This window comes from Caballeronia sp. Lep1P3 (assembly GCF_022879595.1).
In the GTDB taxonomy this organism is placed as follows: Bacteria; Pseudomonadota; Gammaproteobacteria; order Burkholderiales; family Burkholderiaceae; genus Caballeronia.
This window is the reverse complement of sequence record NZ_CP084267.1, coordinates 247,521-264,670: the sequence shown is the minus strand read 5'-3', so window position 1 is coordinate 264,670 and position 17,150 is coordinate 247,521. Positions and strand designations below refer to the sequence as shown.

The window sequence follows — 17,150 nt, the reverse complement described above, 5'->3', positions numbered from 1 at the left end:
ATCGATCGAATCGACAAAAATGACGCAGACAAGAACAATCGACATCGCCATCGGCTGCGGGATCGCTGCAGCGGGGCTTGCCATCGTGCGTCTCGGCGGGCGCAAGCGGGAACGTTCGCCGGTGCAGACGCACATCGACACCGCACGCACGTTCAACCGAAGCTCCGCGCTGCTCGCGCTCTCGGTGCTCACCGACAGCGCGATGGAGCACTATCGCGGCTCCTTCGACAATCCCGCGATGTACACGCCGCTCGTCGTATCGACGCTCTCGCTCTTCGCGGGGCTGCACGGCGGCACGGACCGGGAGCCGGCGCGTCATCCGGTCCGCGATTCGGTGTACATCGGCGCGGCGCTCGCGGGCATCGCGGGGACGGGGTTTCATCTCTACAACATCACGAAACGCCCCGGCGGATGGAGCTGGCACAACCTCTTCTATGCCGCGCCCATCGGCGCGCCGATGGCGCTGCTGCTTTCCGGCGCACTCGGTGCGGTGTCGGAGCGATTGCGCGATGAACCCGCGCACGAGCCGCGTCTTTTCGGCATGCCGGCGGGACAGGCGCTCGCGCTCGTCACGAGCGCGGGACTGATCGGCACGTTCGGCGAAGTCGCGCTGCTGCACTTTCGCGGCGCGTTCCAGAACCCGTTCATGTACGCGCCGGTCGTCATTCCGCCGGTCGCATCGGCGCTGCTCGTCGATGCCGCGCTCGAAACGCCGCGCGAGCACTGGTTCACGCGGCTGTGGCTGCGCGTGACGACGGCGCTCGGCTTCATCGGCGTGGGCTTTCATGCGCGCGGCGTCGCGCGGGCGCGCGGCGGATGGCGCAACTGGAGCCAGAATCTCTTCAACGGACCGCCACTGCCCGCGCCGCCGAGCTTTTCGGCGCTCGCGCTTGCGGGACTCGCGGCGCTGCGTCTCCGGGAGACCGAAAAAAAATGAAGCAATTGCCCTGTTATCCCGACTATGACGTGATGAGCAAGCGCGACACGCCGTCATGGGACGCTGTCACGCGCAATGTCATCGACGAACGGCTCGCGACGCCGAACGACCCGCATTTCTTCGATGCCGTCGAGTGGCGCGCGCTCTGTGCGTTGTGCGCGTGCATCGTGCCGCAAGACCGGCAGCGGCCCGCGGTGCCGGTCGCCGCGCTCGTCGATGCGCGTCTCGCGAAAAACACCGGCGACGGCTATCGCGACGCGCGTCTGCCGCCGATGCGCGATGCGTGGCGCATCGGCCTTCGCGCGCTCGACGCCGAAAGCCGCGCGCGCCACGAACTGCCGTTCGCGAGCATCGACGAGAACGCGCAATGCGCCCTGCTCACCGACATGCAGCACGGCAAGCTCGACCGCGCCGAATGGCAAGGCATGCCGAGCGCGGTGTTTTTCGCCGAGCGCGTGCTGCACGACATTTGCGGCATGTATTACGCGCACCCGCACGCGTGGAGCGAGATCGGCTTCGGCGGTCCGGCCAATCCGCGCGGTTACGTGCGCATGGTCGCCAACCGCCGCGATCCGTGGGAAGCCGCCGAAGCGAAACCCGGCGAACAAGGCGAAGCGCGAAAGGAGAACCGCCGTGTCCGCTGATTCGCCCCACGACGCGCAGCACGTTCCGCGCGGCAAGAACGGACGCGCGCCCGATGTGTTTCATCCCGGCGCGTGGATTCCGATGCGCGAATATCCGCAGGATGAAGCGGTGGACTTCGCGATCGTCGGAACCGGCGCGGGCGGCGGCACACTCGCCTGCCGTCTCGCGGAGAAGGGCTTCAAGGTCGTCGCGTTCGATGCCGGCGCGTGGTGGCGTCCGCTCGAAGAATTCGCATCGGACGAGACGCATCAGGGCAAGCTCTTCTGGACCGACGATCGCATCTGCGACGGCGACACTCCGCTCAAGCTCGGCAACAACAACAGCGGCAAGGCCGTGGGCGGCAGCACGGTTCACTTTGCGATGGTCTCGCTGCGCTTTCGGCCCGAGTGGTTCAAGGCGCGCTCGCTGCTCGGCTACGGCGCGGACTGGCCGCTCGACTGGCGCGAGATGTGGCGCTATTACGCGGAAGTGGAAGAGGCGCTGAAGATCGCCGGGCCGGTGAACTATCCGTGGGGGCCGAAGCGTCCGCGCTATCCGTATCGCGCGCATGAACTGAACGCCGCGGCGCTCGTGCTCGCGCGCGGCTGCGAAGCGCTCGGCATCGACTGGGCGCCGACGCCGCTCGCCACCGTCTCCGCGCCGCGCGGCGAGGCGCATCCGTGCGTCTATCGCGGATTCTGCGTGTCGGGCTGCGCGACCAACGCGAAGCAAAGCGCGCTCGTCACGTGGATACCGCGCGCGGTGCGCGCCGGCGCGGAGATTCGCGATCTCGCGATGGTCGGGCGCGTCGTCATGGGCGAGGACGGACGCGCCACCGGCGTCGAATATCTGCGCGAAGGACGCTGGCAGTTTCAGCGCGCGCGCAATGTCGTCGTGGCGGGCTATGCGATAGAAACGCCGCGCCTGTTGCTGATGTCCGCGACGGACCGCTTTCCCGATGGCCTCGCCAATAGCTCCGGTCTCGTCGGCAAGAACTTGATGGTGCAGACCAATCAGGCCGCGTGGGGAACGATGGACGAGGAGGTTCGCTGGTACAAGGGGCCGCCGTCGCTTGCGCTGACCGAGCACTGGAATTACGAGGACAAGGGCAAGGATTTCTTCGGCGGCTATTGCTACATGAGCCAGGGGCCGTTGCCGGTGGCGTGGGCCTCGACGCAGAACGGGCGCGGTCTCTGGGGCCAGCATTTGCTCGACGAGATGCAGAAGTACAACCATCAGGCGGGGCTGAAGATCGTCGGGGAAACCATGCCGCAGGAGCGCAATCGCGTGACACTCAGCGACGAGAAGGACCAGTACGGCCTGCCCGTCGCGCGCGTGACGTACTCGCTGTGCGACAACGACAAGCGCCTCGTCGCGCATTCGCTCGATTTCATGAGCACGGCGCTCGAAGCGGCGGGCGCGCGCGACGTATGGCGCGAAACCGACGACACCTGTCATCTGAACGGCACCGCGCGCATGGGCGACGATCCGGCGACGAGCGTCGTCAATGCCGACTGCCGAAGCTGGGACATCGACAATCTCTGGATCTGCGACGGCTCCGTCTTCCCGACGGTCGGCGGCGTGAATCCGTCGCTGACCATACAGGCCATCGCGCTGCGCACCGCCGACAGGATCGAGGCGCTCGCGGCTCGCGGAGATCTCCGATGAACACGACACAGAAGATCGCCGTCATCACCGGCGCGGGAGCGGGCGTCGGGCGCGCTGCCGCCGACGAATTCGCGCGCCACGGCTACGACGTCGCACTGTTGTCGCGCGACGCGGACCGGCTCACGCGAGCCGCCGCGCAGATCGAGGCGGGCTTCGGCGTGCGCGCGCTCGCCATTCCGACCGATGTCGCCGATTCGAAAGCGGTGGACGCAGCGGCATCGCGCGTGGAAGAAACGCTCGGGCCTATCGACGTGTGGGTGAACGTCGCGATGGCAACCGCGTTCGCGCCCGTCTCGGCGTTGACGGCAGAAGAAATCGAGCGCGGCACGCGCGTCACGTATCTCGGTCAGGTTCACGGCATGATGGCCGCGCTCTCGCGCATGCGCAAGCGCAATCGCGGAACCATCGTGAATGTCGGCTCGGCGCTCGCGTATCGCTCGGTGCCGCTGCAATCCGTCTACTGCGGCGCGAAGTTCGCCATTCGCGGCTTCACGGATTCGCTGCGCTCGGAGATCATCCACGACAAGCTGAAGGTTCATCTGACGATGGTGGAGTTGCCCGCCATCAACACGCCGCAATTCGACTGGGCGATGAACAAGATGGGCAAGCGCGCGCGGCCCGTCGCGCCGATCTTTCAGCCGGAGGTCGCCGCGCGCGCGATCTTCTTTGCCGCGACGCATCGCCGCCGCGAAGTGTGGCTCGGCTTTTCGACCGTCAAGGCGATTCTCGCCAATCGCGTCGCGCCCGCGCTGATCGACCGTTATCTCGCGCGCGCCGGTTACACGGGCCAAGTCACGGACGAACCGCTCCGGCGCGACGAAAGCGGCAATCTCTTCGATCCGGTGCCCGGCGACTACGGCGCGCACGGCCGGTTCGACGGCGAAGCGCGGCGGCATAGCTGGGAGATGTTCACGGACCGCCATCGCACGCTGTTCTGGGGACTCGCGGGCATCGGCGCGGTGAGCCTGCTTCGCGCAGCCGTGAAACGCCGGAGTTGACGCCCATGAGCCGCCCGATCGAAGACTATGCGCTCATCGGCGACGGCGAAACGGCCGCGCTCGTGAGCCGCGACGGTTCGATCGACTGGCTATGCTGGCCGCGCTTCGATGACGATGCGTGCTTCGCCGCGCTTCTCGGCACGCCCGACAACGGATGCTGGACGCTGTCGCCGGTCGATTGTGTCGAGCGGCAAGCGCGGCGCTATCAGCACGACACGCTCGTCGTGGAAACCGACTTCGAGGCCGAGAACGGCGCGGTCCGCGTCACGGATTTCATGCCTGTCGGTCATGGCCCGAGTTCGGTCGTCCGCATCGTCACCGGCTTGCGCGGCGTCGTCACGATGCGCTCGGAACTGCGGCTGCGCTTCAATTATGGCGAACTCGCGCCGCTGATCGAGAGCATCGACGGCGCAATGCAGGCGCGCATCGGAGCCGACCGCGTGATGCTTCGAACGGCCATCGACATGGACGTGGCCGACGGCGCGATGCGCGCGCGCTTCGCCGTTAGCGCGGGCGAATGCGTGAGTTTCGCAATGACCTACACGCGGGCGCACGAAGCGCCTCCGGAACCGCCCGACCCGCATCTCGCACTGCATGAGACGCAACGCTTCTGGCGCGAGTGGATCGCGAAATTCGACGACAGCCGGACAGCGTGGCCGCAGCCGGTCCGACGTTCCCTGTTGACGCTGAAGGCGCTGATGCACCGGCGCACCGGCGCGATCGTCGCGGCGCCCACGACTTCGCTTCCCGAAGCACCGGGCGGCGAGCTGAACTGGGACTACCGTTATGCGTGGCTGCGCGACACCAGCTTCGCGATGGTGGCGCTGCTCAATGCGGGCTATCGCGAGGAAGCGGGCGCGTGGCGCGACTGGCTGCTGCGCACCATCGCTACCTCGCCGGAAAGAAGCCGCATCATGTATCGCGTGGATGGCGGACGTCATCTTCCCGAATGGGAGATCGACTGGCTGCAAGGCCACCGTTACGCGAAGCCCGTGCGCATCGGCAATGCGGCAGGGGGCCAGCACCAACTCGACGTGCTAGGAGAAGTCATCGACTGCCTCGATGTCGCGCGGCGCGGCGGGCTCGATCCGGCAAGCCACGAAGACGCAATCGAGACGCGCATCGTCGAGCACCTGCACGAAGTCTGGCGCTTGCCGGGCGCGGGCATATGGGAATCGCGTGCGAGGCCGCGGCACTACACGTATTCGCGCGTGATGGTCTGGGTGGCGCTCGATCGCTTCGTGAACAGCCATGCGGCCGACAGCGCCCGCTCGCCGCTCGTGGAACGGCTGGCGTCACTGCGCGAGCACATCCACGAAGAGGTCATGCGTGAAGGCTGGAACGAGGGACTCGGCACATTCACGCAGTACTACGGCGGCGAAGAACTCGATGCAAGCCTTCTGCTGATGCCGCTCGTCGGCTTTCTTCCCGCAGATCATCCGCGCATGGCGTCGACGATCGAAAGGATACGTCGCGAACTGAGCGAAAACGGCTTGATCAGGCGCCTGCGTCGGGACCCGTGCGGCCCGAATGAAGGCACGTTTCTCGCCTGTTCGTGCTGGATGGCGGATTGTCTGCAGTTGCAGGGGCGGACCGACGAGGCGCGCGAACAGTTCGAGCGCGTGCTCGCGACGGCGAACGATGTCGGACTGCTCTCCGAACAGTACAACGCGCAGCGCCGCGAGCTCGCGGGCAACTTCCCGCAAGCGCTCACGCATCTCGCCGTCATCAATACGGCGCTCGGACTCAGCGGGCCGACGTTGCAGCGAGGCGGCGGCTAGGACGAGCCCTGTTGCCGCATGCTCTTCGGCACGGCGTACCGTCCGTCGCGATAATCGAGCGTCGCGCTTTCACGCTTCGGCGGGCCGTCCTTGCCGACGCAGTCGTCCTTAACCCAGCGCGACACGCTGTGGACCGTCTTGCCGTTGAGCTTGAGCGACGCATAACCGTCGCGGCCCGGCGCGCCTAGCGAGACGCTGCGCGTCGTCGTGTCGTAGAAGCCCTTGCATCGCGTGTCCCATTCGCCGCTTGCTTGCTCGACCGTCAGCCGGTCGAGCACGAGCCGCAGCGTCTGACCATCGACGACATAAAGGCTCAGCGATGTCCGCGCGTAGGGATTGGCCACCGACGCCCCTTCATGCCCGATGCGCACGCCGAACGCGCGATTCGTCGGCGTGAGCTGATAGCGCGCCGTGTCGAGCGCGATGTCGGCGAACGCGATGCCATCGGACTCGATCGCGTCCGGCTGGTATGCATGCGCCACGATCGACCCCGACGCGCTATCCGCGACGAGCACGTCGAGGTCATAGGTGCCCTCGTTTCCCTCGTTGTCCGCGTGAGGCAGCGTGAGCGCCGCGAGCGTCAGTTCGGGATTCGCGGGCCACGGCTTGCATGCGCTGTGCGATGCATCGAGCGTACGGCCGGGATGCAGCTTGTCGGCCCACGTTTGCATCGTGTCTTCGCATGCGGCGTGAGCGAATGTCGGCGCGAGCAGCGTCGCGGCGAGGACGAACAAGGTTTTCTTCATGTCGTGCGTCTGGAGTCATGCGAAATCGAGGCACGCATTCTGACGGGTCTCATCGCTCCGAACATCTGCACGCGCGTCACCGATGCAAAATTTGACGCTTTCGGCATGCCGTTCTCGCGCGGCTCGCACGCCCGCGTCCGACGCGGCAAAATGGCAAGTTCCGCTTTCCTTCGACCTCCTCTCGAAACGCCGCGAACGCCCTCTCACGGCAACGACGCCGCCCGCGCGACACAGCGTCGCAAGCCCCTGTTTTGAGACCAAATTCCATACATTCGCAACATCGCGATAAATCTCGCGTGGCATGATCGCGGCGCGGCGCAACGCCGTGAAACGGCGTTCTTCAGAGGACGCTTCGATCCAAAAAACCAGCGAATGCAATGAATGAAAATACTCACCGTTTAGCAGCGCCATTGTTATCGGGTTTGTTCGGCAGTGTCTGTCTCTCGGGATGCAAGCTCGAGGTGCTCGATTCGAAAGGCGTCATCGGCGCAGCGGAAAGCTCGCTGATCGCCACCGCCACGTTCACGATGCTCCTCGTCGTGGTTCCGGTGATCCTGCTCACCCTGATCTTCGCCTGGCGCTATCGCGCATCCAACAGGAACGCCACGTACGCGCCGAAATGGGCGCACTCCACGGCCATCGAGGTCGTCGTGTGGGCGATTCCGGCGGTCATCATCCTGTACCTCGGCATGCTCACCTGGAAGAGCACGCACGAGCTGGATCCGTACAAGCCCATTCAGTCGGACGTGAAGCCGATCAACGTCGAAGTCGTCGCGCTCGACTGGAAGTGGCTCTTCATCTATCCGGATCTGGGCGTGGCGTCGGTCAACCAGGTCGCGTTTCCGGTCGGCACGCCGGTCAATTTCCGCATTACGTCGGACTCCGTGATGAACTCGTTCTTCATCCCGCAGCTCGGCAGCCAGATCTACGCAATGGCCGGCATGCAGACGCAACTGCATCTGCAAGCGGACCACGCGGGCGACTATGCGGGCATCTCCGCGAACTATAGCGGCGCAGGCTTCTCCGACATGAAGTTCCGCGCGCTCGCCATGTCGCAAACGGACTTCGACGCGTGGGTCGCGAACGTCAAGACCGCGCAGGAAGGCCTCGACATGAACGTGTATGCCGGCGTCTCGCGTCCTAGCCAGAAGGTAGCCGTGCGCTACTTCTCCACCGTCGATTCGAAGCTCTTCAACAACATCGTCGGCAAGTACAACAACGGAAATGTCGCCGTTGGTGCGAATTGTGTAACCAAGGGGTAATGCCATGTTCGGCAAATTAACGCTCGAGGCGATCCCGTATCACGAGCCGATCATCATGGGGGCAACCGTCCTCATGGCGATCCTGGCGCTCGGTACGGCCGCCCTTCTCACCAAGTTCGAAAAATGGGGCTGGCTCTGGCGCGAGTACCTGACTTCGACGGACCATAAGCGCATCGGCGTCATGTATCTCGTCGTCGCGGGGCTGATGCTCGTGCGCGGCTTCGTCGATGCCGTCATGATGCGCGCGCAGCAGGCCGTCGCGCTGGATTCTCCGGGCTTCCTGCCGCCGCATCACTACGACCAGATCTTCTCGGCGCACGGCACCATCATGATCTTCTTCATGGCGATGGCCCTGCTCGTGGCGTTCTTCAATCTCGTGGTGCCCTTGCAGATCGGCGCGCGCGACGTTGCGTTCCCGTTCATCAACTCGCTCTCGTTCTGGATGACGGCCATGGCCGCCATTCTGATCAACCTGTCGCTTTTCATCGGCGAATTCTCGGCGACGGGCTGGCTCGCGTATCCGCCGCTCTCCGAGACGCAGTGCAGTCCCGGCGTGGGCGTCGATTACTACATTTGGGCGTTGCAGTTGTCGGGCGTCGGCACGCTGCTTACCGGCGTGAACTTCTTCACGACCATCGTGAAGATGCGCGCGCCCGGCATGACGTGGATGAAGCTGCCGGTGTTCACGTGGACGGCGTTCTGCTCGAACGTGCTCATCATGGCCACGTTCCCGATCCTGACGGTCGCGCTCGCGCTGCTTGCGCTCGACCGCTACTTCGGCATGCACTTCTTCACGAACGATGCCGGCGGCAACCCGATGGTCTATCTGAACCTGATCTGGGCCTGGGGCCACCCCGAGGTGTACATCCTGGTTCTCCCGGCGTTCGGCATTTACTCGGAAGTCGTCTCGACGTTCTCGAAGAAACCGCTCTTCGGCTACAAGACGATGGTCTACGCGACGTGCTGCATCATGGTGCTGTCGTTCCTCGTGTGGCTGCACCACTTCTTCACGATGGGTTCGGGCGCGAACGTCAATGCCTTCTTCGGCATCATGACGATGGTCATTTCCATCCCGACCGGCGTGAAGATCTTCAACTGGCTCTTCACGATGTACCGCGGCCGCGTGCAGTTCACGACGCCGGTCCTGTGGACCATCGGCTTCATCATCACCTTCACGCTCGGCGGCATGACGGGCGTGATGCTCGCCATTCCCGGCGCGGACTTCGTGCTGCACAACAGCCTCTTTCTGATCGCGCACTTCCATAACGCGATCATCGGCGGCGTGGTGTTCGGCTACTTCGCGGGCGTGCAGTACTGGTGGCCGAAGGTGTTCGGCTTCAAGCTCGACGAAAAGCTCGGCCGCAACGCGTTCATCTGCTGGTTCGTGGGCTTCTTCGTCGCGTTCGTGCCGATCTACATTCTCGGCTTCATGGGCATGACGCGCCGCCTGCAGCACTACGACAACCCCGCCTGGCAACCGTACCTGATCGTCGCGGCGTGCGGCGTCGGCATCATCGCGCTGGGCGTCGCGTTCCAGGTCGCGCAGATCATGGTGAGCGTGATTCGCCGCGATCAACCGGCTTACCGCGACGTCACTGGCGACCCGTGGGATGGCCGCACGCTGGAATGGTCGATCAGTTCGCCGCCGCCGGTCTATAACTTCGCGCATCTGCCGGCCGTTCGCGAACTGGACGACTTCGCGCACGCGAAAGAAACCGGCCTCAAGGAAACGCGCGCGTTCCGCGACATCCACATGCCGTCGAACACGAGCGCTGGCGTGCTGATCGGCGTATTCGCGCTGGCATTCGGCTTCGCGGCGGTGTGGCACATCGTGTGGCTGGTGGTCGTCGGTCTCGTCGGCATGGCGGCGGTCGCCATCGGCTATAGCTTCGGCGCGAACGCGGGCTACATCATTCCCGCGGCCACCGTCAAAGCGACTGAAGAGCGGAATCGTCCGCCGAAATCGCCGGCTGCGGCAGGCGCGGCGCGCGAACTGGAAATGGAGGTGCTGTAAATGTCGCAATCGACGCTTTCCGCGCATGACGCGCACGAGCACGAACACTCGCCGTCTCATTCGGTGTTCGGCTTCTGGTCCTACCTGATGACCGACTGCGTGCTGTTCGCGTCGCTCTTCGCGACTTTCGCGATGATGGCGCACCAGTTCGCTGGCGGCCCGACGGCCAAAGACCTCTTCGATCTCGGCGATGTCGCGATCGAAACCGCGCTGCTCCTCGTGAGCAGTCTGACGTTCGGCTTTGCGATGATCTCCGCGCATCGCAAAAAGACGAGCGCGGTGCTCGCGTGGCTCTTCGTCACGTTCCTGCTGGGCGCGGGCTTCCTGTGCATCGAGCTGCGCGAGTTCGCGCATCTCGTGACCGAAGGCGCCGGCCCGCAGCGCAGCGCGTTCTGGTCGTCGTTCTTCACGCTCGTCGGCACGCACGGGCTGCACGTGACGTTCGGCCTGATCTGGCTGGTCGTGCTCGCCGTGCAGATCGTGCAGAAGCCCGAACTGGGCGAGCGCGAACTGCGGCGCTTGGCGTGCCTGAGCCTCTTCTGGCACTTCCTCGACATCGTCTGGATTTGCGTGTTCTCCTTCGTCTACCTTGCGAGCGTCGTCTAATGGCCAATACACCTACAACGCACACCACGCATAGCGACATTCCGCACGTCACCGCGGGCGGGTATCTCGTCGGGTTCGTACTGGCGGTCGCGCTCACGGTCGCATCGTTCTGGCTCGTCGCCACCGGCAAGGTGTCGGGCGAGCAGGGCATCGCCGTGCTCGCGGTGCTGGCTGCGGTGCAAGTGATCGTGCACGTCGTCTTCTTCCTGCACGTCAACGCATCGAAGGGCCAGCGCTGGCATGCCTTGTCGTTTGCCTACACGATCCTGATGTCGCTCGTCATCATCGTCGGCACGGTCTGGGTCATGCATAACGTGCACATGCTGATGATGGCCCGCTAAGCGTAAGCTGCCTCATCATCGCAAGAAGAGCGGGTCCGGTTTCGGACCCGCTCTTTTTTTGTCTCCGTATTTCCCCTAAGTTAGTCATCTGCTTACAAATATTGACAATCGGCAGGCATGGCGCGAATATCTGTCCATAATTTGATTTCATCATCCATATTGTGGACAAAGGAGACGCGATGCCCGCGCCAAAGCCGTCGGCGGATGCCATGACGCCGTATCAATATCCGAACCCCAAGGAAGCGCAGAAGGAGATTGTGATCGGCCACGCGATTCCGAGCGATGAGCGCGAATGGGTTCCGCAGGCCGAGAACGTGTGGTTTCGCCCGCTGTGCCTGAACGTCTCCACCGGCTACTGGATGAACCTCCTGCGCGTGCGCAAGTCAGGCGTTCTGTCGCGGCACCGTCATCCGCAAGCCGTGCACGGCATGGTGCTCAAGGGGCGCTGGCGCTATCTGGAGCATGACTGGGAAGCGACCGAAGGCAGCTACGTCTTCGAGCCGCCCGGCGAAACGCACACGCTTTACGTGCCCGAGGACGTCGAAGAGATGATCACCTACTTTCAGGTGAACGGCGTCATGTTCTACTGCGATCCCTACGGCAAGTTCACCGGTTACGAAGACGTGTTCACCAAGGTCGACATGTGCCGCAAGCACTACGAGTCGGTCGGGCTGGGCGCGGATTTCGTCGACCAGTTCATTCGCTAACGCCCACGCTTTTCAACCCACACCAGCCGAAGCCTCGTAGAAGCGCGTTCGGAGGAGACACCATGCAGAGCAAATCGCCGCGCCTGAAGCGCATTCAGTGGATCGCGCTCACGTTCCTGACGCTCGCGGGAATCGTGAACTATCTCGACCGCAGCACGCTGTCGATCGCCAATCATTCGGTCACGCAGGAACTCGGGCTTTCCGCATCGCAGATGGGCTTGCTGCTTTCGGCCTTCTCGTTCGCGTATGCGTTCTCGCAGTTGCCCATCGGCGTGATGCTCGACCGCTTCGGCGCGCGCATCATGCTCGGGCTCGGCATGTTCGTGTGGTCCGTCGCGCAGCTGTTCGGCGGGCTGGTCACGAACCTGCATCAGTTTCTCGGCGCGCGCATCGCGCTCGGCATCGGCGAGGCGCCGCAATTTCCGGCGGGCGCGAAGGTCGTCTCCGAATGGTTCGCGCAACGCGAGCGCGGCAAGCCGACCGGCATCTTCGTCACGTCATCGACGATCGGCCCCGCACTCGCGCCGCCGATCCTCACCGTGCTGCTGCTGTCCTTCGGCTGGCGCAATATGTTCGTCATCATGGGCGTGCTCGGCATTGCCGTGGCGGTCGGCTGGTACATCGTCTATCGCAACCGCAAGGACGTCGCGCTCGAACCGCAGGAACTCGCGCATTTGACCGAAGGCGAACCGGCGCAGCGCGCGGAACGCAACATGAGCTTCGCCGAATGGCGCGGCCTCTTCAGCAAGGCGACGACGTGGGGCATGATCTTCGGCTTCATGGGCGTCATCTATATGGTGTGGCTGTATCTGACGTGGCTGCCCGCGTATCTGGAGCACGAGCGTCATCTGACGATTGCGAAGACCGGCTGGATCGTGTCGATTCCGTATCTCGCGGGCACGCTCGGCATGCTTTCGTCGGGCTTCATCGCCGATGGCCTGATGTCGCGCGGCGTCGCACCGATCCGCAGCCGCAAGTGGCCGATCTGCACCGGGCTCATCGGCGCGGCGCTCTTCACCGTGCCGGCCGCGTTCACGCCGAACCTCGCGCTCGCGATCACCTATCTCTCGGCTGCGATGTTCTTCGTCAACATGGCGAGCGGCGCGGCATGGGCGCTCGTCTCGGTGGCGGCACCGCGCCACATGGTCGCGTCGCTCGGCAGCATCCAGAACTTCGGCGGTTACTTCGGCGGCTCGTTCGCGCCGTTCATCACCGGGCTCGTGGTCGACAGGACGCATTCGTTCGTGAACGCGTTCCTGATCAGCGCGGCCGTCGCGTTCGCCGCCGCGCTCGTCTACATGTTCGTCGTGCGCGTGCCCATTCAGGATGCCGAGCAGGAAGCGGCCGCCGTTCCCGTCGTCTAATCATGACCGATATGACTTTCCAGGCTGATCTCTTCAAGGGCAAGACCGTTGTCGTCACGGGCGGCACGCAGGGCATCGGCGCGGGCATCGCGCAGCAGTTCGCCGCGCTCGGCGCGCGCGTGATCGCGGCGGGCATCGCTCCGACCGATGCGCAGCGCGACGCGCTCGGCGGCGGCATCGAAGTCGCCGCGCTCGATGTCGCCGATGCCGCGAGCGCCGCCGACCTCTTCGCGCGCCTCGATACGCTGGATGTCCTCGTCAACTGCGCGGGCATGATCAAGCGCGGCGACGAGCACGACATCGAAACCTTCGAGCGCGTGATCGCCGTGAACCTAAACGGCACGATGCGCATGTGCGCCGCCGCGCGCGCGCTGCTCGCGCAAAGCGGCGGAACGATCGTCAACACGGCGTCGATGCTGACGTTTTTCGGCGGCGGCCTCGTGCCCGCGTACAGCGCGAGCAAGGGCGGCGTCGCGCAGTTGACGAAGTCGCTCGCCATCGCCTACGCGGCGGACGGCATCCGCGTGAACGCGGTCGCGCCCGGCTGGATCGCGACCCCGCTCACGCAGGCGCTTCAGGACGACGGCGGCCGTTCGCAGGCGATTCTCGAGCGCACGCCGATGAAGCGCTGGGGCTTGCCGGAAGACGTGGCGCGCGTCGTCGCGTTTCTGGCCTCGCCCGCGGCGGCGTTCATGACCGGCGCGATCGTTCCGGTCGATGGCGGCTATCTCGTCGCCTGAGCGTTTGCGCATGGCTTCCGACTCCGCCTCGCTCGACGCCGCCCGCGCGACCGGCACCGCCGCGTTCTCCAAGTTCATGGCGGTGCTCCAGTTGATCGCCGATGCCGCCGAGCCGCCGACCATCGCGCATCTGGCGGCGCAAAGCGGCTATCCGCGCCCGACCGTGTATCGCATCGTCGGCGCGTTGATCGCGGAAGGGCTCGTCGTGGAAAGCGCGCGCGGCGGCAACTATGCGCTCGGCGCGCGCCTCATGTCGCTTGCGAGCCGAAGCTGGGAGCGCTCGGACTTGCGCATCGCCGCCGCCGACGCGTTGCGCGCGCTGCGCGACGTCACGCAGGAAACGGTGCATCTCGCGGTGCGAAGCGGCGCGGAAATGGTCTATGTCGAGAAGCTCGAAAGCCCGCACGCCGTGCGCATGGCATCGCGCATCGGCACGCGCGTGACGCTCTATTCGAGTTCGGTCGGCAAGGCGTATTTATCGACGCTCGCGCGCGCCGAACGCGACGCGCTGCTGCACGGCATCGCGTTCGAGCGCTTCACGGAAAACACCATCGTCGAACGAAACGCGCTCGACGCCGAACTCGACGCCTGCAAAACGCGCGGCTACGCGGAAGACCGCGAAGAAAACGAGGCGCAGATTTTCTGCTACGGCAGCGCGATCGTCGGCACGAACGGCGCGACGCTCGGCTGCGTGAGCGTGAGCATTCCGCTTTTCCGCAAGAGCGAGACGCCGATGGAAACCTACATCGCGCCGCTGAAGGACGCGTGCCGCGCCATTGCCGAGCGCATGAGCCCCGGCACGCGCTAGTCGCCTAGAACGTATTTCTCTGCGACGCGCCCGCGCGCTTCGCGATGAGCGTCGGCAGGCGCGGAAGCATCTGCGGCCAGTGCGTCGCTTCCTGCGCGAGACGCGCGAGCAGGCCGTGACAGCCGAACTGGTCCGCCGCGAGCCGCGCGATCACGCGGCGCGCAATCGCCCATACGTCGATATCCGGCGCGACATCGTGCACCATGCGCTCGATCGTTTCGACCCTGCGCGAAAGCAGCACCGCGCGCGACGCGATGCGCCCGTGCGTGACGCTGAACATGTGCTCGACGGGCGCCTTGCCGATGGCGTCGAATAAATGCGCGACGTGCGTTCCGCGCCGCGCGTCCGGCGACGAAAACCGCTCCGCCTCCCGCCGATACGTCGATTCGACGCGCACTTCGTGATGCGCCGCATGCGCCTCGGGCCGCCCGTGCTCGAAGTGCGCGCGCGCCGCCGCCTTGTGATCGCCTTCCAGCAGCGCGTTCGACACCCCGACGATGAACTCGCGCTCGTGCGCCGCGAAGAAGGTCATCGGGTTATCGGCTTCCAGCACGATCTGCCCGAACGTATCCGGCTCGACGCTCACGCGCGCGCCCGCGGCATCCAGCCCGGCGTGATAGAAACCCTGCCCGAGCGCCATTTCGAAGAAGGCTTCGATCAGCGTCGCGACGAGATCGGCCTGCTGCAATCCGTGCGTCGCGAGCGCATGCGCGTCGTTCAGCGGGACGGTTTCGATGGCGCGCGTCGTCAACACCGCGTTGTTGCAGTAATCCCAGAGCACTTCGGGCACGGCGAGGCGATCGTCGTCGCGCAGGCGATAGCGCAGATAGCTTTGATCGGCGGCGCGCTGGCGCAGATCGAGCATCGTGTCGACGTTCTCGCGCACGCGGCGCAGCAACTCGACCGCCTGCAATTCGCGCACCGTGGCCGAGCGCCGCTCCGCGAAGCGCGCCGCCGCCTGCGCGATGTCGAGGTCCTCCGCCAGTTCCGCGCGTGCATCGGCGCGCAATAGCGTGATGCGGACCGCCGCGCCGTCGATGCGCGCGGCGTGCGTCTGCTCGGCGATGCCCGAGCGCAGCGGCGTCGCGCCGATCTCCGTCAGTCCGACGCGCGGCGTGGCCGAAAACGCGACGGCGCATGCCGCGCGAAACGTCGCGGCATCGTAGGGCGTGAAGAGACCGTTCATTTCGGCGAGCGCGACGCGCACGGCCGTTTCCGCGAGCGCCGGATGGCGCGTGAGCACACCCGATGCAAGCGAAAACACGCGCGGCAATTGCGCGAGCGCAGCCACGCCGCCGGTGAGCGGCGCGGCGCGCGCACCGTGCGACGCAAAAAAGCGCGCGATGCGCTGCATCGACGCGCCGTCGCCGGGCGCATGGCTTTCGCGGACGAACGCCCGGCCAAGGCGCCAGAGCGTCGCGAGTCGTCGGACGGACAAATTACGTTCCTTGCGAAGGGATTGAACGGGGCGTGGCATCCGGCTTGCTCGCCAGTTTTAGCACGATTCGCTCCCGTGCGTCGGCGGGAGCGCTATTCATTCGGCTTCCTAACGATATGCGCAATCCGACATGACAGTGGAACCGCAATACGCCGCCCTGCGCGACGCGCTCCGCACCGAAGGCAGCGGCGTGCGCAGCTTCGTCGTCGTGCGCGATGCCCGGACGGTCTTCGAGCACTACCGCAGCGGCGACGCGGCGCCCGACGCGCTCGAAAACATCAATTCGGTCACGAAGAGCGTCGTGGCGCTCGCGGTCGGCATCGCGCTCGGCGAGCGGCGCTTCGCGAGCCTCGACACGCCCATCGCCGAGATCATCGCCGAAGCGCGCGACCCGGCGCTCGACGAGCGCGTGCGGCGCATCACGTTGCGCCATCTGCTCACCATGACTTCGGGCTTCGACTGGAACCAGCGCGCCATCGACGATTGCGTGCTCGGGGCGTGCGACCGGTTCGCGGGCGACGAAGACCGCGAGAGCTTCGTGCTGTCGCGGCCGCTCGCGCACGCGCCTGGCGCGCAATTTCTCTATGACACGCACGCGGTGCAGTTGCTCTCGCTCGCGGTCGAAGCCGTGACGGGGCAGACCGTCGCAGAGTACGTCGGCGCGAAGCTGTTCGCGCCGCTTGGCATCGACCGTTTCGAATGGATCGCCGATGAAGCCGGGCATACCTTCGCCGGACGCGGCCTCGAACTGCGTCCGCGCGACATGGCGAAGCTCGGCACGCTGATGCTCGATCGCGGCAACTGGCGCGGCACGCAATTGATCGACGCCGCGTTCATCGACGATGCCTTGTCCGTTCACAGCGAAGGCGGCCCGCCGATGCACGACGCGCGCTACGGCTATCTCTGGTGGATCGCGCCGCGCTATGTGTTCGCGGCGGGCTTCGGCGAGCAGTTCATCTTCGTGGCGCGCGAGCAGCGCATCGTGGCCGCTGCGACATCCGACAACGACGCGGCTCACAAAGGCGTTCGCGCGCTTTTCGAGGAGCACGTCCTCGGCGCGCATTAGTCCAGAGTTGCCCATCGGCAGCGTATGCGTATGACGAATGTATCTTTTTG

The 17,150-nt window shown here is 65.3% G+C and carries 17 protein-coding genes; 14 read left to right on the top strand and 3 right to left on the bottom strand.

The annotated features are described in order from the left end of the window. Window positions 1-19: 19 nt before the first annotated feature. Genes LDZ27_RS21770 through LDZ27_RS21750 form a run of 5 tightly spaced genes read left to right on the top strand, consistent with a single transcriptional unit; the run spans window position 20 to window position 6,008 of the window. Window positions 20-937, top strand: a complete 918-nt coding sequence (locus LDZ27_RS21770; RefSeq protein WP_244817867.1) for a hypothetical protein — start codon at window positions 20-22, stop codon at window positions 935-937. Continuing rightward, a complete protein-coding gene (locus LDZ27_RS21765; RefSeq protein ID WP_244817866.1) occupies window positions 934-1,581 on the top strand; it encodes a gluconate 2-dehydrogenase subunit 3 family protein in 648 nt (215 codons plus the stop codon). The genes LDZ27_RS21770 and LDZ27_RS21765 overlap by 4 nt, the downstream gene beginning before the upstream one ends. Beyond that, on the top strand, window positions 1,571-3,229 hold the full coding sequence (locus LDZ27_RS21760; protein ID WP_244817865.1) for a GMC family oxidoreductase: 1,659 nt from the start codon (window positions 1,571-1,573) through the stop codon (window positions 3,227-3,229). The genes LDZ27_RS21765 and LDZ27_RS21760 overlap by 11 nt, the downstream gene beginning before the upstream one ends. Beyond that, window positions 3,226-4,227, top strand: a complete 1,002-nt coding sequence (locus LDZ27_RS21755) for an SDR family oxidoreductase (RefSeq protein ID WP_244817864.1) — start codon at window positions 3,226-3,228, stop codon at window positions 4,225-4,227. The genes LDZ27_RS21760 and LDZ27_RS21755 overlap by 4 nt, the downstream gene beginning before the upstream one ends. A 5-nt stretch (window positions 4,228-4,232) precedes the next feature. Further along, entirely contained in the window at window positions 4,233-6,008 is a 1,776-nt protein-coding gene (locus LDZ27_RS21750; RefSeq protein ID WP_244817863.1) for a glycoside hydrolase family 15 protein, read from the top strand. Here the strand turns inward: LDZ27_RS21750 and LDZ27_RS21745 are convergent. Beyond that, window positions 6,005-6,754 (bottom strand): hypothetical protein, encoded by a 750-nt coding sequence (locus LDZ27_RS21745; protein WP_244817862.1) that lies wholly within the window; start codon window positions 6,752-6,754, stop codon window positions 6,005-6,007. The genes LDZ27_RS21750 and LDZ27_RS21745 overlap by 4 nt on opposite strands. A 15-nt stretch (window positions 6,755-6,769) precedes the next feature. Continuing rightward, the gene (locus tag LDZ27_RS21740) at window positions 6,770-7,165 is read right to left on the bottom strand and encodes a hypothetical protein (RefSeq protein ID WP_244817861.1); all 396 of its coding nucleotides are present in this window, start codon (window positions 7,163-7,165) and stop codon (window positions 6,770-6,772) included. Between LDZ27_RS21740 and cyoA the strand changes: the two genes are divergently transcribed. The 8 genes from cyoA to LDZ27_RS21700 all read left to right on the top strand — a co-directional run bounded on the left by cyoA (window position 7,132) and on the right by LDZ27_RS21700 (window position 14,596). Continuing rightward, window positions 7,132-8,016, top strand: a complete 885-nt coding sequence (gene cyoA / locus LDZ27_RS21735; protein ID WP_244817860.1) for a ubiquinol oxidase subunit II — start codon at window positions 7,132-7,134, stop codon at window positions 8,014-8,016. The two genes, LDZ27_RS21740 and cyoA, sit on opposite strands and share 34 nt — an antisense overlap. Before the next feature lie 4 nt (window positions 8,017-8,020). Further along, the gene (cyoB, locus tag LDZ27_RS21730) at window positions 8,021-10,030 is read left to right on the top strand and encodes a cytochrome o ubiquinol oxidase subunit I (RefSeq protein WP_244817859.1); all 2,010 of its coding nucleotides are present in this window, start codon (window positions 8,021-8,023) and stop codon (window positions 10,028-10,030) included. Continuing rightward, window positions 10,031-10,636: a cytochrome o ubiquinol oxidase subunit III gene (gene cyoC / locus LDZ27_RS21725; protein ID WP_244817858.1), complete on the top strand. Its 606-nt coding sequence runs from the start codon at window positions 10,031-10,033 to the stop codon at window positions 10,634-10,636. Beyond that, complete coding sequence (gene cyoD, locus LDZ27_RS21720; RefSeq protein WP_244817857.1) at window positions 10,636-10,977, top strand: cytochrome o ubiquinol oxidase subunit IV; 342 nt, start codon at window positions 10,636-10,638, stop codon at window positions 10,975-10,977. The genes cyoC and cyoD overlap by 1 nt, the downstream gene beginning before the upstream one ends. 179 nt (window positions 10,978-11,156) lie before the next feature. Then, on the top strand, window positions 11,157-11,684 hold the full coding sequence (locus LDZ27_RS21715) for a 2,4'-dihydroxyacetophenone dioxygenase family protein (protein ID WP_244817856.1): 528 nt from the start codon (window positions 11,157-11,159) through the stop codon (window positions 11,682-11,684). Window positions 11,685-11,746: 62 nt separating this feature from the next. After that, a complete protein-coding gene (locus LDZ27_RS21710; RefSeq protein WP_244817855.1) occupies window positions 11,747-13,048 on the top strand; it encodes an MFS transporter in 1,302 nt (433 codons plus the stop codon). Between the two features lie 11 nt (window positions 13,049-13,059). Then, entirely contained in the window at window positions 13,060-13,788 is a 729-nt protein-coding gene (locus LDZ27_RS21705; protein WP_244818003.1) for an SDR family NAD(P)-dependent oxidoreductase, read from the top strand. A 10-nt stretch (window positions 13,789-13,798) separates the two neighbouring features. Next, window positions 13,799-14,596: an IclR family transcriptional regulator gene (locus LDZ27_RS21700; RefSeq protein ID WP_244817854.1), complete on the top strand. Its 798-nt coding sequence runs from the start codon at window positions 13,799-13,801 to the stop codon at window positions 14,594-14,596. Between the two features lie 4 nt (window positions 14,597-14,600). On the opposite strand, the gene LDZ27_RS21695 is transcribed toward LDZ27_RS21700, so the two are convergent. After that, entirely contained in the window at window positions 14,601-16,034 is a 1,434-nt protein-coding gene (locus LDZ27_RS21695; protein ID WP_244817853.1) for an AarF/UbiB family protein, read from the bottom strand. A gap of 130 nt (window positions 16,035-16,164) precedes the next feature. On the opposite strand from LDZ27_RS21695, the gene LDZ27_RS21690 reads away from it, so the two are divergent. Continuing rightward, window positions 16,165-17,100 (top strand): serine hydrolase, encoded by a 936-nt coding sequence (locus LDZ27_RS21690; protein ID WP_244817852.1) that lies wholly within the window; start codon window positions 16,165-16,167, stop codon window positions 17,098-17,100. Window positions 17,101-17,150: the final 50 nt, after the last annotated feature.

What these genes read in the sequence shown, in the direction of transcription:
- cyoA (WP_244817860.1), top strand. Translation starts at nt 7,132, where the DNA reads ATGAATGAAAATACTCACCGTTTAGCAGCGCCATTGTTATCGGGTTTG.
- cyoC (WP_244817858.1), top strand. Translation starts at nt 10,031, where the DNA reads ATGTCGCAATCGACGCTTTCCGCGCATGACGCGCACGAGCACGAACAC.
- LDZ27_RS21740 (WP_244817861.1), bottom strand. Translation starts at nt 7,165, where the DNA reads ATGGCGCTGCTAAACGGTGAGTATTTTCATTCATTGCATTCGCTGGTT.
- LDZ27_RS21750 (WP_244817863.1), top strand. Translation starts at nt 4,233, where the DNA reads ATGAGCCGCCCGATCGAAGACTATGCGCTCATCGGCGACGGCGAAACG.
- LDZ27_RS21745 (WP_244817862.1), bottom strand. Translation starts at nt 6,754, where the DNA reads ATGAAGAAAACCTTGTTCGTCCTCGCCGCGACGCTGCTCGCGCCGACA.
- LDZ27_RS21765 (WP_244817866.1), top strand. Translation starts at nt 934, where the DNA reads ATGAAGCAATTGCCCTGTTATCCCGACTATGACGTGATGAGCAAGCGC.
- cyoB (WP_244817859.1), top strand. Translation starts at nt 8,021, where the DNA reads ATGTTCGGCAAATTAACGCTCGAGGCGATCCCGTATCACGAGCCGATC.
- LDZ27_RS21715 (WP_244817856.1), top strand. Translation starts at nt 11,157, where the DNA reads ATGCCCGCGCCAAAGCCGTCGGCGGATGCCATGACGCCGTATCAATAT.
- cyoD (WP_244817857.1), top strand. Translation starts at nt 10,636, where the DNA reads ATGGCCAATACACCTACAACGCACACCACGCATAGCGACATTCCGCAC.
- LDZ27_RS21705 (WP_244818003.1), top strand. Translation starts at nt 13,060, where the DNA reads ATGACTTTCCAGGCTGATCTCTTCAAGGGCAAGACCGTTGTCGTCACG.
- LDZ27_RS21690 (WP_244817852.1), top strand. Translation starts at nt 16,165, where the DNA reads ATGACAGTGGAACCGCAATACGCCGCCCTGCGCGACGCGCTCCGCACC.
- LDZ27_RS21770 (WP_244817867.1), top strand. Translation starts at nt 20, where the DNA reads ATGACGCAGACAAGAACAATCGACATCGCCATCGGCTGCGGGATCGCT.
- LDZ27_RS21710 (WP_244817855.1), top strand. Translation starts at nt 11,747, where the DNA reads ATGCAGAGCAAATCGCCGCGCCTGAAGCGCATTCAGTGGATCGCGCTC.
- LDZ27_RS21755 (WP_244817864.1), top strand. Translation starts at nt 3,226, where the DNA reads ATGAACACGACACAGAAGATCGCCGTCATCACCGGCGCGGGAGCGGGC.
- LDZ27_RS21700 (WP_244817854.1), top strand. Translation starts at nt 13,799, where the DNA reads ATGGCTTCCGACTCCGCCTCGCTCGACGCCGCCCGCGCGACCGGCACC.